General features: G+C 54.0%; 13 protein-coding genes. 6 read left to right on the top strand and 7 right to left on the bottom strand.

Going from position 1 to position 14,557, the window contains the following annotated elements; genetic code table 11:
* Positions 1-35: 35 nt before the first annotated feature.
* Genes C8N30_RS16340 through C8N30_RS19865 form a run of 3 tightly spaced genes read left to right on the top strand, consistent with a single transcriptional unit; the run spans position 36 to position 1,460 of the window.
* The gene (locus C8N30_RS16340; RefSeq protein ID WP_025061723.1) at positions 36-1,139 is read left to right on the top strand and encodes an Mrp/NBP35 family ATP-binding protein; all 1,104 of its coding nucleotides are present in this window, start codon (positions 36-38) and stop codon (positions 1,137-1,139) included.
* A 3-nt stretch (positions 1,140-1,142) separates the two neighbouring features.
* Complete coding sequence (locus C8N30_RS19435; RefSeq protein ID WP_170151183.1) at positions 1,143-1,298, top strand: hypothetical protein; 156 nt, start codon at positions 1,143-1,145, stop codon at positions 1,296-1,298.
* Positions 1,299-1,334: 36 nt separating this feature from the next.
* Positions 1,335-1,460: a hypothetical protein gene (locus tag C8N30_RS19865; protein WP_269667555.1), complete on the top strand. Its 126-nt coding sequence runs from the start codon at positions 1,335-1,337 to the stop codon at positions 1,458-1,460.
* A gap of 349 nt (positions 1,461-1,809) precedes the next feature.
* Here C8N30_RS19865 and C8N30_RS16335 read toward each other — a convergent pair whose 3' ends face one another.
* The 4 genes from C8N30_RS16335 to C8N30_RS16320 form a co-directional block, all read right to left on the bottom strand.
* Positions 1,810-3,093, bottom strand: a complete 1,284-nt coding sequence (locus C8N30_RS16335; RefSeq protein WP_025061724.1) for a TRAP transporter large permease — start codon at positions 3,091-3,093, stop codon at positions 1,810-1,812.
* 15 nt (positions 3,094-3,108) lie between these two features.
* Positions 3,109-3,573 (bottom strand): TRAP transporter small permease, encoded by a 465-nt coding sequence (locus C8N30_RS16330; protein ID WP_198021471.1) that lies wholly within the window; start codon positions 3,571-3,573, stop codon positions 3,109-3,111.
* 71 nt (positions 3,574-3,644) lie between these two features.
* The gene (locus C8N30_RS16325; RefSeq protein ID WP_025061726.1) at positions 3,645-4,628 is read right to left on the bottom strand and encodes a C4-dicarboxylate TRAP transporter substrate-binding protein; all 984 of its coding nucleotides are present in this window, start codon (positions 4,626-4,628) and stop codon (positions 3,645-3,647) included.
* Positions 4,629-5,314: 686 nt separating this feature from the next.
* Positions 5,315-7,816, bottom strand: a complete 2,502-nt coding sequence (locus tag C8N30_RS16320; RefSeq protein ID WP_025061727.1) for a cation:proton antiporter — start codon at positions 7,814-7,816, stop codon at positions 5,315-5,317.
* A gap of 293 nt (positions 7,817-8,109) precedes the next feature.
* Here C8N30_RS16320 and C8N30_RS16315 point away from each other — a divergent pair, with 293 nt between their 5' ends.
* The gene (locus tag C8N30_RS16315) at positions 8,110-9,090 is read left to right on the top strand and encodes a YiiX/YebB-like N1pC/P60 family cysteine hydrolase (protein ID WP_232222798.1); all 981 of its coding nucleotides are present in this window, start codon (positions 8,110-8,112) and stop codon (positions 9,088-9,090) included.
* Between the two features lie 159 nt (positions 9,091-9,249).
* Here the strand turns inward: C8N30_RS16315 and C8N30_RS16310 are convergent, their stop codons facing one another.
* Positions 9,250-10,893, bottom strand: coding sequence for a BCCT family transporter (locus C8N30_RS16310; RefSeq protein WP_025061729.1), 1,644 nt, complete (start codon positions 10,891-10,893; stop codon positions 9,250-9,252).
* Between the two features lie 39 nt (positions 10,894-10,932).
* On the bottom strand, positions 10,933-11,304 hold the full coding sequence (locus C8N30_RS16305; protein WP_025061730.1) for a hypothetical protein: 372 nt from the start codon (positions 11,302-11,304) through the stop codon (positions 10,933-10,935).
* 32 nt (positions 11,305-11,336) lie between these two features.
* Between C8N30_RS16305 and C8N30_RS16300 the strand changes: the two genes are divergently transcribed.
* Positions 11,337-12,563 (top strand): glutathionylspermidine synthase family protein, encoded by a 1,227-nt coding sequence (locus C8N30_RS16300; protein ID WP_025061731.1) that lies wholly within the window; start codon positions 11,337-11,339, stop codon positions 12,561-12,563.
* A gap of 42 nt (positions 12,564-12,605) precedes the next feature.
* Positions 12,606-13,187, top strand: a complete 582-nt coding sequence (locus C8N30_RS16295) for a DUF1190 domain-containing protein (RefSeq protein ID WP_025061732.1) — start codon at positions 12,606-12,608, stop codon at positions 13,185-13,187.
* 38 nt (positions 13,188-13,225) lie between these two features.
* Here C8N30_RS16295 and C8N30_RS16290 read toward each other — a convergent pair whose 3' ends face one another.
* Entirely contained in the window at positions 13,226-14,476 is a 1,251-nt protein-coding gene (locus C8N30_RS16290; protein ID WP_025061733.1) for a GAF domain-containing sensor histidine kinase, read from the bottom strand.
* Positions 14,477-14,557 lie beyond the last annotated feature (81 nt).

Raw genomic sequence — 14,557 nt, 5'->3', positions numbered from 1 at the left:
CAATCTACTGCTTCCCAAAGAAAGTCCTGTACTACATGTCCGATGATCAGATCCTGCAGGCGGCACGGCAGGTGTTGTCAGGGCTGAAAATGCCCGATGGTTCGCCGTTTCTGGATGCGTCAGCGGTCTCAGGTCCTGTGGTTTTAGAGGGCCGCGTTACAGTTTCGATTACGACGACATCTCAGGCCGCGATTGCGCTGACAGATGTCAGAACGCAGGCGGAAGTCGCATTGCGCGCCATTCCACTGGTTCAGTCGGCTTTTGTTGTCCTGACCAATGACCAAGCCACCCCCCCGCCGCGTTTAGTCAGCCCGCCAAAGCCCGCAGCTGCCAAAGTGCTACCCGACGTCCGACATGTGATCGCTGTGGCCTCTGGTAAAGGCGGCGTGGGGAAATCAACCACCGCTGTCAATCTTGCATTGGGGTTGCGGGCCAACGGGCTGAAGGTTGGTATCTTGGACGCCGATATTCATGGACCGTCAATCCCAACGCTTTTGGCGCTGCATGGCCAGCCACGTATGGGCAAAGATCGCCGTTTGTTGCCTATGCAATCCAACGGACTATCGGCCATGTCCATGGGCATGATGGTGGATGCAGAAACAGCCATGGTATGGCGCGGTCCTATGGTAATGTCGGCGATTACCCAGATGCTGGCCGAAGTTGACTGGGGCGTTCTTGATGTCCTGATTGTGGATATGCCACCTGGAACGGGCGACGCACAGTTGGCGATTGCCCAAGGCACAACCTTGTCCGGTGCTGTTATCGTCTCGACGCCGCAGGACCTGGCGTTGATTGACGCGCGTCGCGGTATTGCGATGTTCCGCAAAGTTGATGTGCCCATCCTCGGTGTGATCGAGAATATGGCCCATTTCACCTGCACCCAATGCGGCACCCAGCACGCGTTGTTCGGAACGGGCGGCGCCCAAGCAGAGGCACAGCGCCTGAACGTGCCGTTTCTGGGTGCGATACCGCTTACAATGGACCTACGCGTGGCCTCTGACAGCGGGCAACCGATTGTTGCACGCGATCCTGATGGTCCGCTTGGGCGTCTCTACATCGATATGGCGACCCGTATCTGGTCACAACTGACAAAACCGCAGCCAGACATCAAACCAACTCAAACACTCCAAGGAGCCTGAATAATGAAATCATTTCTTCTCGCATGCATCGCCATCATTGTGATCGCAGTAGGGGCCGGCGCTATCCTGAACGCGACGTTCCAAACCAACAGCATCAACGCATTCGCAACCGAAGGTGCGCGGCCCACAATCGGTGAGCAAAACCTTATCAGTGACTAACGCGGCTCGGCGGGGTTGGGAGAAATAGGAAGGTCGGTGCTGCTGCTGATCGCAGGGCTGTTATCAAGTGCACGGCTGATTGCGCCGGATATGCGCGGTCACAGTAAGACTGTGCGCGCACTTTTTGTCGACGATCTGCCCCGCGTTTTTGCAGGCTATTAATACGATTCTTTATGCACTGGGTCAGGTGTTTTACTCATCTTTCAAAACAGTGATTTTTGCATTCAGCAATCCCAGCAGTATCAAATTTTTCCTCACAGACCCGACACCGATGGGGACCATTGAATTAAAATTCATCGATTTCACATTTCCCAACCGGAAACGCCCTTATCTCGAGATCGACTGGATGACGGATCTCGTCTCGTCATTTAGGGCTAGTCCTCAGTACGCCGGTTAAGTTCGCCACGATATATCAGTTTCATCTTAGTGATGACGTGGCGGTTTGTGTCCCCTGGTGTGCAACTTCGGGGGCACCAAGCCCAAATAATGAAATTTGTATTCTTTCGCAGACTTACAAAAGCCCCGGTAAGAACATCACTAGCCCCTCGGAATACGTCAGCAACAAAAGCACGGCCAAGAGAGCAAGGACAAGCGGAATAACCTCGCGCACGAAATCCAGAATTCTGACTTTCAGGATCGAACACACTGTAAACATCATCGAGCCAAAAGGCGGGGTCACGCCGCCTATCATGATATTTACGATAACGATTACGCCAAAATGGACCGGATTGATGCCAAGGTTCAGCACTGCTGGCAGCAATAAAGGTGTAAGGATGATCATTGCCGCGCCACCCTCAATAAACATGCCGACAAACAGCAGGAGCATATTGATGAGGAGCAAGAGGACAAACTTGCTATCCGTCAAATCGATTAGTGCGGATGCAATGCTGTGTGGAATCCGCTCGAGGGTCATGTAGTATCCGAACAGTAACGCCCCGATGATGATGAACATTACGGTGCTTGTCCCTTGCACGGTCTCTTTCAGGATCAAAGAAAAGTCTGAAACCTTTAGCTCCTTGTAGACGAAAAAGCCGATTAGCGCACAAAGAGAGACTGCAACGGCTCCGGCCTCTGTTGGTGTGAACAGGCCAAAGCGCATCCCCAGAATAACACCGAAGGGGATAAAAAGAGCAGGTATGGCCTTAGCAAAATATTTTAATCGCTCATTGGCCGACGCGGGTTCAGAGCGCGACGGCTTGTAGTCGCGCTTCTTTGCAATGACGGCAATGGTAACCATCAATGCCAGAGCCATCAAAAACGCCGGAACGTAGCCCGCGATGAACATGCTGTGCACCGACACATTTGCCAGCAGTGCAAAGATAATAAGGTTAATGCCTGGCGGGATCACTGGGCTTATGCACGAGGACGCAGCCGTGACAGCGGCAGTAAATGGCAGATCATAGCCACGTTTTATCATCTCGGGCGCAAGTATCTTGGATTGCATTGCGGCATCGGCATTGGCAGAGCCGGAAATGCCGCCCATCAACATGCTGAGCAGTACATTCACGTGCGCCAGACCGCCGGTCTTATGTCCGATTAGGGAATCTGCAAATCCAAGCAAGCTTCGGCTGATCCCAGAGTAATTCATGACCGAACCGACCATAATAAAAAACGGAATGGCAAGAAGGGGAAAGGATTCGGCGGAGGTAATAAATCGCTGCATAACAAGAGCAATTGGGAGCGAGTTGTTGATGAAAAGAAAATATACCAGCGCCGATGCGATCAGCGAGAATGCTACAGGAATGTTTAGCAAAAACATCACAAACAACAGCATCATCGGAATGTAGTTTTCCATACCTTTGGAGCCCTTCTATGCTTCGGCTTTGAGTGTTTTTATGTCATTCACGATCATGCGCACTGTGTGAAGTGCCATAAGACCGAAGCAGAAAATCAAAACGATGTTCACCCAAAAATAGGAGATTCCCATAACCGGGGTCGTCTTGTTGGACAGCATTGTATACTCGTAGCTCAGATACGTGAGCAGGACGTTCAGCCCGAGTAAGAAAAATAAAATCAAAAGCTTGAAAGGGGCTAGCAGCCTTGTCGGCAGGATCGACAGGATTGCATCGACACCCATGTGCAGGTTGTGTTTGTAGCACGAACTGATGCCCAGATAGACCGCCCAGATAAAGCACAGAACAGCAAGCTCTTGGCCCCATGGCATAATGAAACCAAAACCGTAACGCAAAACAACGTTGATGATCACCAGAATTACGGTGATGCTAATCGCGATAGAAGCGAGAATTTCTTCCAGATTTTTGATGACGTTAATCACGTATTGTTTGCCTATGTTTCGCTTCACGCAGCCCGGTTAACACGGTCAACCAGGCTGCGTGAGTCTTGATCTTAGTTGCCCCGAATCTTGTCGAGTTCGGCACCGATTACAGTGCGGATGTCACTCGTCCAAGCAGGGAACTCTGTATAAACACTCGCTGTCAGTTCGCTGAACGCAGCCGTGTCAGCTTCGACAAAGGTCACACCGAGCTCCTCAAGCTTACCGCGGTATTCTTCATCAAGTTTGACAAGGTTTTCTGTATTGGAAACAGCGCCCGCGGCGAATTCCTCATTAACAATGACTTGCTGCTCAGGTGTGAGTTTGTCCCAGACCTTTGGGGAGATGTAGATACCAACCGTTCCGAGGAAGTGCTTTGTCATCGACATGACTTTTGCCACTTCGTACATCTTGGTCGAGTACATCGTAAGGATCGAGCCTTCGAGCCCGTCAACGACGCCCTGCTGAACACCGGAGTAGGTCTCTGTGAACGGCAACGACTGCGGGGACGCGCCCATCGCACCGAGTGTGCTGATGAAAATCTGGCTGCCGGGTACGCGGATTTTCATACCCTCGAGGTCGGCAGGGGTCGCAATTGGCTTGTTGGTAATCATATGACGAAAACCGAACATGTAGTCTGCATTGAGTATCTTGATACCCTTTTCTTCAGCCTGCGCTGTGAGGTCTGCGACAAGGTCGGTGTCCATCATAGCGAGATATTCGTCGTAGGTATCATAAAGCATTGGCCCGGCCAGCGCGCCGAAATCGGGGACATAGTCGCCGACATACGTCAGGTCTTCCACGGCAATCCAGTCGGCACCGTTGACGACTTGCTCAAGATTATCCTTATATGTTGGTAGTTGCCCGCCGGGAAACACCCTGATGTCTACGTCGCCGTCTGTACGCTCTCTGATCTTGTCTGTGACCTTCATCAACTCTTGCGTCAGAAGCTCGGTTTCCTGAAAAATCAAGCTCATGTTGATTTCGATTTGGTCGGCTGCAACTGATTGAGCGCCGAGCAGCGTCCCAAATACGACTGCCGTAAATTGTTTAATCATTCGAGTTCCCTCTCTGTCTGTCTTAATTTGCCTACCTAAAAGCAGGCGTTCCGTGGTTGTTTTTGGTTTGCCTGGCACGAACCTGCCAAGTTTTTACTCACCATTAGCGTGAGTGCTGCGCGCTTCGGCTCCGACGTGATCTTGTTGGTTCACAACAATAATCCTGATGCGGCCCGCATCGCGCTCAACTTCTTGGCGCATTCCTCCCATGGCTGCCACCTTCTTTCAGATTAACACAGATGCGCAACATGTTATTTTTCTGCCCATAGATTAAGCAGCTGCCGGTGTCGGTCAGGCAGTAGTTATACTGAGCGCCTGAGATGCGCAGATTGGCGTAGAAGCGTGGCCTCGCTTTTTCTGGCTGAAGGGAAGCAGATTAAGTAGATTTTCCATAGGTCTTGGGAGGGGTCTTTTGACGACCTGCTAGGCCGATAATATTTAAGCAGGCGTTGGCATTGTCATCCGGACTAGAGGCAAACTTTGCAAAAGCACTTTGGAGTATGCCACTGCAAAGCTTCTGGTTTCCGCAGTCGTCTTGCGATGCGCCAAGGCCATTTCAGATGCTATAGCATCAACGCCCGCAGACTGGACAGATGATGGCAGGCCCCTCATCAGATGTACGGCTCAAACAATCGCAACAATGTGGGGTAGGCGGTGGTGCCGTGATTGATCGTGGGCTTCGAGTGTTATTCCTTTGGCAAAAGCGAATTTGGGTCGATACCGCGCTGTTTCGCACTTGCTCGCACGGCGTCTTGCAAGGCCACGCTCCGCGTGAGCAAAGACCGGAAACGCGCAACGTCGAGGACAAGTAGTGTTGATGGGGCAATCGCACGGACCTCGGCGCGCGGTGCGCTCGTTAACAAAATTGCAACCTGTCCGAACATGTCCGACCGCCCCAAACGCGATGTCTGTCCGGCAATTTCCAACTCCACGGCACCTGATGCGATGAAAAACACGTGGGTGAGGGGGCTATCTTTCCGCAAAACAACCGTACCCGCATTAACGTATCGTGTTTTCAAGGCGCGCCCAAGCTGCCGTACGGCTTTCGCATCCAAGTCAGCAAACAGTGGGAATTGTTTTATCAATTCAGCGCGCTGCACCGCGATGTCAAGCGCGGGACGTTCTTCAGCTTCGGCCCGCCGCGACGTCAAACCCTGCATTAAGGTTGTGTAGACCTCTGCGCCGATCAGGCCGTCTTCGCGCATGGCGGTGTATTCACGTTCCTCAAGCCGCAATGTCGTGCGCCGGATGAAGCGGCGTTCCAGCTCCTCCGCATAGCCGGGGTATTGTAAGCGAAGACCCTCAAGCGCGGTCTCGACCAGTACGACCCGGCGGGACAAAAGTTCAAGCAACAGGTCAGCCACACGCCGCCCGTGAATGCGTCGAATACGCCCTTCGATGAACGTATCAAGATCGCGCAATGTCAGGCGCTGCGATAGCAAAAGCTCGAAACGGTCCGCTGTCAAACGGACCAGTGGTTTGGATAATCCAAACCGGCCATGAAGCATGCCTGCCGCGCGAAACGTCTTCCCGTACGCGACGGATTTGCGTGCTGCCTGTTGATAGCCGCTCCGCCCGCTGGTGCGCGCTCCCTCGATTAATCGATCCGCATCCAGCAGAGTCTGCTCTGCCATACGTGCAGAGATTGTTCGCTCGTGCACGCGAACGAGGATCGTATCGCGTTCAAAGCCGGCCAGCGCGATCAACCCCAATGTAATCCGGTCCTTGTCCTGAATATCATAGCTGTCTTCAGCGGTTTTTACGGCGATTTCCAATCTGTCACCAAACGCTTTCGCCTCGGAGCGCACGACATCACGGGACAAGGCGTAATCTTCGTTGGTGCGGGCCACATCTTCGCGGACGGTTTGCAGCGCAACGGCGACCACCTGCCGTGCCATTGCCTCGTCAATCGGGGAAAGACGGTCAAGCCCAAGCCCGCCGATGACAGCGCGCAGCGTTGTACCCTGCACCAGCAAGGTGAACAGGGTAAACCCGGTGGCGAGAATGCCGACCAAACGCTTGACCTCGATTGGCACCCTCAGACTTTCGGTGACAGCAAGGGCGAGCGCGAGTGTCACGGCTCCTCTTAGTCCGCCCCAAAGAATTGCTGCACGGTAAGGGCGCTCGACAACCGGTGAGATTTTCAAAAATGTGAGCAGTGGCATAAGGCCGAACAGGACGACAGCGCGTGAAGCGAAGGCGGCAACTATCACTACGCCGATCAAGGCAAAGTCGCTGAACCGGACACCTTCGAGTAGGCGCGGGATCAAAAGTGCGGCGAGAATAAAGATCAGCGCGCCAGCCCAATGGGCAAGCAACCCCCAGACCTCTCCCAAATTTTTCCAGGCCTGTGGCGGCAATCGCCCCGGTCCCATAAGGTTCAAGGTCAAACCCGCGGCCACAACGGCGATCACACCTGATGCACCGACCAGCTGTTCAGATCCGATGTAGGCAAGATAGGGCAATGCGACAGAAACCGAGATCAGCGCCAGTTCATGTGCGCCAAAGAGCGACATAATCCAGATCGCAACACGTGCTGCCAGCCACCCAGTCAGAGCACCGCCTGCAATCAAGACCGGAAACTGCGCCAACGCACTGCCCAGTTCAGGGTCCGGTGTGCCGAGCATGACAAAGCCCATGAACAACCCGAACAGCGCGATCGCCGCCGCATCGTTCAGCAGGCTTTCGCCTTCAATGATCCGCGAAAGGCGGCGGGGGGCAGAAAGGGAGCGAAAGATGGACACGACAGCGGAAGGATCCGTTGTCGAAACAATCGCGCCGATCAACAGGCATGCCGCGAGCGGCAGCGCACTGGCCCAAGCCAGCGCATATCCGACGCTGAGTGTCGCGACGACGACCGCCACAACCGCGAGAACCATTATCGGCACCCAATCATCCAGCATACGGCGAAGGTTCATACCGAGAGTTGCTTGAAACAAAAGGGTCGGCAAAAACACATAGAGGAAGACATTGGATCTGATCGGAAAGCCAAGGATGGCTTCGGCGACAGGGTTCAGGGCGTCCGTCAGCTCGGTTTGCAAAAAGAAAATTGCGCCTGACCCGATCAGTATGCCCAGTAGAGCAAGGATTACGCTGTAAGGCAGACGCAGCTTTGCCGCCAGCGGTTCTGCTGCGCCGATTACGATGAAAAGCGATGCAATGACTGTTAAAACGAGAATGATATCCATTGGAAACGGGTACTCTAAAGTGGCGCGCGCTGGAACTGTAAAGAATTGGCGTTATCGTGACTTAATGTATTCGGTAGCTTATGTTGGTGCGCATGAAAACAGGCTCTCGCGACGACGGAAAAAAGCTCTGCGATAAGAAGATGCCAACAACGAAGTATCTTGGCGCTTTGGCTAAAACTCGAAGCTTAGGCATAGATCCAAGGGCTGCAGCTGTTTTATAATAGAACTACCGGGCAATGCGGGATTGTCGATCGGATAGGGGCGGTTGGTAAGTAAAAGCGGCGCATAGGAATATGTCTAAACTGCTCTTACCGCCGAAGCCTGCTCAACTTGCGCGGTCTGGGTGCTGTTTCGATCAAAGGTCGAGTGGTGAGGAGCAATTGCGAACCGGCGCTGTTGTGTTTGTTCATCGACAGACTGCTGCACTGCTGTCCCGCATGCTTTGTTCTGAAAGGATCTGGCAAAGCCGACTGGACCAAGTGATACATCACGCGCAAGTGAAACACATTTCAACAACTGATCGCTACGCTTTGCGAATGGATAATCTCAAGACCCGCATTGGCACACAAATCGCCAGCTACCTGGAGGCGCCGAAATCAAACTACCTCCAATTCGCTAGCACGACGGAGGACATGTTGTGCCGAACTCTTCAGCCGGGTGATATCTTGCTCGTGGAAGGCAACACCCGCGTTTCTACAGCGATCAAATATCTGACCCACTCAACATGGTCACATTCCGCTTTTTATGTAGGCGATCACCACGCAGACGGCGACTTGATAGAAGCGCACCTTGAAAACGGCGTAATTCGCGTTCCCATAGCGAAATACGTTTCTTTTAACACACGAATTTGCCGCCCCGTCTCTTTGTCGGATGAGGAAATTGGAAAGGTCGTAAACTATGTTAAAAGAAGTATCGGGAGGGTGTATGACCTCAAGCATATTTGGGATCTTATGCGTTATCTGCTGCCGGAACCCCCGGTACCAGCACGGTTTCGCAGACGTATGATTGCCTTGGGTTCGGGCGACCCAACGCGCGCGATTTGTTCTACCCTGATTGCAGAGGGGTTTCAGTCAATCGGCTATCCCATCCTGCCAAGCATCGTAGCTGGGCCTCAAGCAAAGGAAATATTTCATATTCGCCACCATTCGCTGTTTGTGCCACGTGACTTTGATCTGTCGCCCTATTTTCGCGTTGTGAAGCCCACGATCGAACTGGGCTTTGATTACAAATCAATGAATTGGCACGGCTCGACAGGGTCGGGTGGGGGCGACTGATGAAAATTCATACAGTGTCCGGTTCGGAGGCTCTTCGTCAGTCTATTAGGATGTTGGTCAAAAAATAATCTGTCGCAGTTTGTCCGGTCTATAAGATCCAGCAACTAACGAGACAGGCGCCCCTAAGGGGCGCCTGTCATTTTTAAGGAGGCTTTGAGGCTATTTGCCTTCGGCGCGTTCGCTCTGTAATCCGCGGAAGATACAATAGCACATTACAAGCAGCACCACGGTAAACAGAAGTCCTGTCGATATGACCATGGATTGCAAAGCTGCCAATCCGCCACCGATCAAAAGAGCGATCGCCACAGCACCTTCAAAGATGCACCAGAACACTCGCTGTGTTGCAGGCGCGTCGACCTTGCCTCCCGCTGTGATCGTATCAATCACCAGCGAGCCTGAGTCCGAAGACGTCACGAAAAACACAATAACCAACACGATGCCGATGAACGATGTGATCGACGCAAGGGGCAGTTCACCCAGCATTTTGAACAACTGGAGCGGAAGTTCTGCATCCTGCGCGCCGGTAAAGTTGTCCGTAATCACCTGATGTATCGCTGTACCGCCGAAAATTGACATCCACATGATGCAGACAAAGCTCGGGATCAGTAAAACGCAGATGATGAATTCACGGACTGTACGGCCACGGCTGACGCGGGCGATGAACATACCGACGAATGGTGACCAACTAATCCACCATGCCCAATAGAACGCGGTCCAGCCTTGGCTAAAGTTCACGTCTTCGCGTCCGAACGGATTGGCAAGTGCGGGAAGGAATTCAACATATGCCTTAAGGCTATCCCAGAAAAAGGCGAACAAAAACGCTGTTGGCCCCACAACTAGGGTAAACAGGGCCAGCAAACCGGCAAGCCCCATATTGACCTCTGACAGGATTTTGACCCCGCCATCCAATCCTCGCATCACGGATATCAATGCGATCGCTGTGATGGCCGATATAAGGATTACTTCCGTGGTGTTGCCGATGGGGATGCCAAACAGCTCATGGAGACCTGCGTTCGCCTGCGTCGCCCCAAAGCCGAGCGATGTCGCAAGTCCGAAGAGGGTGGCAAACACAGCCAGAATATCGATGATGTGACCTGGCCACCCCCAGATACGATCCCCGAAGATCGGATAAAACGCCGACCGTATCGTAAGGGGCAAACCCTTGTTGTACGTAAAAAGCGCGAGGGCGAGGGCTACTGTAGCGTAGATTGCCCAAGGGTGCAGGCCCCAGTGAAAGATCGTCGCGGCCATGCCCAACCGGACGGCAGCAGCCTGATCTTCCAACGCGCCTCCAAGAGGCGCCCAGTCGGTGCGCAAATCACCGTTGAGCGCGGTTCCGCCCGCAGACGTCGAGAAATGGGTGAGCGGCTCGGACACGCCATAAAACATAAGGCCGATGCCCATGCCGGCGGCAAAGAGCATCGAAAACCATCCGGCGTAGGTATAATCGGGCGTCGCACCCGAGCCGCCCAACCGGATGGATCCGAAAGGCGAGACCGCCAGAAAAAGGGCAAAAACCAAAACGATATTGGCCGATCCGATCAAGAACCAGTCAAAGTTTTGCGTGGTGAAGTTGAACATAGCGCTAAAGACTGCGCCGGCCTGTTCAGGCAGGGCCAGTGTAAAAAAGACAAAGGCCACCACAGCAGCGCCAGAAATCATGAATACAGGATTGTGGATGTCGTACCCGAACGGACCGACAGATCCGTCGACATTGTCCTGACCGATTTCATAGTCGGTCTCGATAATGTCTGCAGTACCTTCGGGCACTGGAATACCCTGGTTGATCGTTTCATCTGACATTAAATGCCTCCTGTTAGTTTTATTGAACCGGCTTACGCATCAATGCGCGCGGATAAGCAGGGCGGAACCGCCGCCACGCTTTGGCAGCAGTTTACCGACGATATTCGGGATTTGTGTGACCACGGCGTTCACGTCCAACCCGACCTTGGCCTTCGCACCTAACAAATTGTTGCCCAGATGAACAGCGCCAGACCTGATAACACCAATGGTCGCGGCGCGGTCCGCTTTTAGGGACGTAAATATCGTCATGCTGTGTCGGGCGTAATCAGGATTTGTGGCAGCCATGATTGAGGCAGGAAGGCAAAGCAGAACGAAACTGAAGACCGGTTCTGCCGACGTGCTGCCACCATCTGTCGCACACGCCAGCTTAAGGCCAGCAAAACCATGGCTGGTAGCTACAACCGAAAACATTTAAACGAGATCAGGAACTTGAGGAGCGACAGATGCAGAAAATCACTTTGCCCGAACGGCCTCACTGGCGGGAACAGGCCAAGGAGGTCGGATTTAGTTTCGCGGATATGTACGGCGAGCCCTATTGGGACGAAACTTCGGCCTATGCCTTTTCGCTTGAGCAGATCGAGAAGGACCTTGAGGACCCCGCGACAGAACTTCATGCCATGTGCCGTGAAGCTATCGCCCATATCATCACCAGCGAAAGCCTGATGGAGAAGCTTGCGATACCGCAAGCCCATCGCGACCTCGTTGCCGAGAGTTGGAAACGTGGCGATCCGGAAATCTACGGGCGGTTTGATTTTGCCTATGACGGAAGCGGGCCTGCCAAGCTTTTGGAATACAACGCGGACACACCGACCTCGCTGTACGAAAGCGCTGCCTTTCAGTGGCAGTGGTTGGAAGATCAACTGGCCGCGGGTGTGTTGCCCGAAGGGACCGACCAGTTCAACGGTATTCATGAGGCACTGGTGGCGCGGTTTGGCGAAGTGTTCGAGGCCAACAGCGATCTGCATTTCACTGCCGTTGCCGGTAATCCGGAAGACTATGGAACCGTTGAGATGCTTGGGTGGGCCGCCCGCGAAGCCGGATTGGGCGCGCATTACTGCGATCTCGACAAGATAGCGCTCAGCGATGACGGCCAGTTTCTGGATGATGAAGACCGCCGGATCGCGGTCCTGTTCAAGCTTTATCCATGGGAGGATTTGTTGCGCGACGACTACGCGAACCATATTGACGGATCGGGGTGCCTGTTTCTGGAGCCAGCATGGAAGGCCCTGTTGTCCAATAAAGGGCTGTTGCCGGTCTTATGGGAAATGTTCGAGGGCCATCCCAACCTGCTGCCCGCATTCTTTGAAGCGGATGTCGGAGATGCATTGGCGGGGCGCGGTGCGCCGTCCGGTGCTGTCGCCACGGCGTTCGGGCGGGCCGAGGCGCAGCTTGGCGCCGGCCATGTGCGCAAGCCTATCTTGTCGCGGGAAGGGGCTTCGGTCACGATCCTCAAGTCCGGTTCAGTGATCGAGCAGTCGAAAAATTCCGACTATGCGGAGCATCCTCACATCATTCAGGCCTATGCGCCCCTGCCACAGTTCGACGGGTTCCGTCCGGTGATTGGCGCATGGGTCGTCGGTCAGGTGTGTGCGGGCATTGGCATCCGCGAAGACAGGTCGCGCATCACACAGGATTTGTCCCGTTTCAAACCGCACTATATTACCCTATGAAGCACTCGACTTAACGCCACTTGGACAGAAAGAACGCTTGTCATGATCAAACGCTCGAACCGTGTTGCCATCGCAATTCTTGGCGCCACTGCGTTTACGCTCGCAGGGTGCCGCGAAGAACAGGTGGACGCCGCAGCATTTCCAGACCTTCAAAGCTGTCTGGTCGACGCATCACGTGGCGGTATATTTACTGCACAGGACTGCGAGACGTCCTTTGCCGAGGCCCAGACACTTCACGTAGAAGCAGCACCGCGATATGACAGCCTTGCAGTGTGCGAAGAGCAGCACGGCGAGGGCGCCTGCGGCTCAGAAGCAGCAGCAACCCAAGGAGGATCAGGTGGCATTTTCATGCCGCTACTGGCGGGCTACCTCATCGGTAATATGCTGGGCGGCCGGACCGGCATGTCTTCGGCCCAGCCACTCTATAAAACCTCCGGTGGTCGTTTTACCGACGCGGCGCGGAGCAGCACGTTTTCGACCAACAGTGGTTCTGCAAAGCTTAACACATCCCAGTTCACCCGACCTGCCGCGACAGTTGGGAAAACGCCAATGACACGAGCAACCGCAAGCTCGCGAGGCGGATTTGGTGGGTCAGGTGGCGGACGGACCGGATTTGGCGGATAGGACAGGGCTGTCTGCCCTACGGCCCTATCCCGCTTTCCTCAGCTCGTTTGAATGGCTTCTGGTAACAGCGGAAACCTGAAACTGAAGGTGGTCAAGCCACCCTCGCTGGTGACCTCGATCCGGCCGTTATGTGCCGTAGCAATCGTTGATGCGATGTGCAGTCCGAGGCCCAGACCTTCGCCTGCTGCATGGTCGCCGCGTTTGAACGGGTTGAACAAATCCTGACGCAGACCGGCAGGCACATCCGCACCCTTGTTCGCAACGCTGATACATACGCCGTCCGCATCTATCTGGCCCTCGACGCAAATTGTTGCGCCGTCTGTTCCGTAGCGGACAGCGTTTGACAATAGATTGGAAATTGCCTGCGCGATGCGCGGGGCATCACAGCTCAAAGCCCGGTCAAAGCCCAGATCGAGTGTGATCTCATGCGTTGGTGACGCAGCCCGCACTTCCTCGACAACTTGGGTGATAGCCTCTGCAAGAGGAGCATTGGGTTCTGCGGTGATGCGAATGCCGCCTCCCAACCGTTCCTTTGCATGTAGCATGATATTTTCGATCAGATCGTTCATCCGACGCAGTGAGGAGCGCATCAAAGGAAGGAGGATTTTTGATTTATCCGTCAAGGGCTCGCTGCTCAATTGCCGTAATCCGGCATCAAGTGCGGCAACAGGATTGCGCAGGTCATGCCCGAGGACAGCTACAAATTCCTCTTGGATTCGGCTCAAGTTGCGCTCGTGTGCAACCATTTGCTCGTGGGCTTCCAGCCGCTCCTCCGCCTCAAGGCTTTGCCCGATGATCTCGGCAAACATCTCGAGCATGGCGGTTGCACGCGGGTGCTGTACATCGCGGGCCTCTGTGTCGATGGCGCAAAGTGTACCAAAGAATGTGCCATCGCTTCGATGAATAGGCATCGAGGCGTAACTTACAATGCCGAACTTGCTGGCGATCGGGTGTCCTGCGTAAACCTCATCTGTGGCTGTATCGCTGAACATAATGCGTTGGGATGTATCGCGGACGGACTGGCAAAAGGTCGACTCGATCTCGATTTCATCACCTGACTCAAGGCCGAAATTTACTTCGTCGACCGTGCGACACGCGACCCAGCGATCCGCAGTGACCCGCGCCACCGCCGCAAACCGCATGTTTGTCGCGAGCATCACTGTCTCGAGAATTGTTCCGATCAAAGCACTGTTCGAAAGCATCTCGATATCAGCCTGGAACTCGTGTGTTCCTTCTAGAAATGCAGCATGGTTCTGCATTTTGCTTTGCTGCACGGTCACATCACTCACTCTGGTCTCCTCGAGGTTGACCCTGCACCACCAAGTCGGAATTGGTTTCGGGAACAGAATACGGCAATATCCCAGCTAGGG

The organism is Sulfitobacter guttiformis (assembly GCF_003610455.1).
GTDB lineage: Bacteria > Pseudomonadota > Alphaproteobacteria > Rhodobacterales > Rhodobacteraceae > Sulfitobacter > Sulfitobacter guttiformis.
Note: the sequence above shows the minus strand (reverse complement) of the source record. Positions and strands in the feature narration are given on the sequence as shown.

Coding starts and splice junctions, on each gene's coding strand:
- C8N30_RS19435 (WP_170151183.1), top strand. CDS start 1,143: ATGAAATCATTTCTTCTCGCATGCATCGCCATCATTGTGATCGCAGTA.
- C8N30_RS16310 (WP_025061729.1), bottom strand. CDS start 10,893: ATGTCAGATGAAACGATCAACCAGGGTATTCCAGTGCCCGAAGGTACT.
- C8N30_RS16340 (WP_025061723.1), top strand. CDS start 36: ATGTCCGATGATCAGATCCTGCAGGCGGCACGGCAGGTGTTGTCAGGG.
- C8N30_RS16320 (WP_025061727.1), bottom strand. CDS start 7,816: ATGGATATCATTCTCGTTTTAACAGTCATTGCATCGCTTTTCATCGTA.
- C8N30_RS16300 (WP_025061731.1), top strand. CDS start 11,337: ATGCAGAAAATCACTTTGCCCGAACGGCCTCACTGGCGGGAACAGGCC.
- C8N30_RS16305 (WP_025061730.1), bottom strand. CDS start 11,304: ATGTTTTCGGTTGTAGCTACCAGCCATGGTTTTGCTGGCCTTAAGCTG.
- C8N30_RS16335 (WP_025061724.1), bottom strand. CDS start 3,093: ATGGAAAACTACATTCCGATGATGCTGTTGTTTGTGATGTTTTTGCTA.
- C8N30_RS16325 (WP_025061726.1), bottom strand. CDS start 4,628: ATGATTAAACAATTTACGGCAGTCGTATTTGGGACGCTGCTCGGCGCT.
- C8N30_RS16315 (WP_232222798.1), top strand. CDS start 8,110: ATGTCTAAACTGCTCTTACCGCCGAAGCCTGCTCAACTTGCGCGGTCT.
- C8N30_RS16295 (WP_025061732.1), top strand. CDS start 12,606: ATGATCAAACGCTCGAACCGTGTTGCCATCGCAATTCTTGGCGCCACT.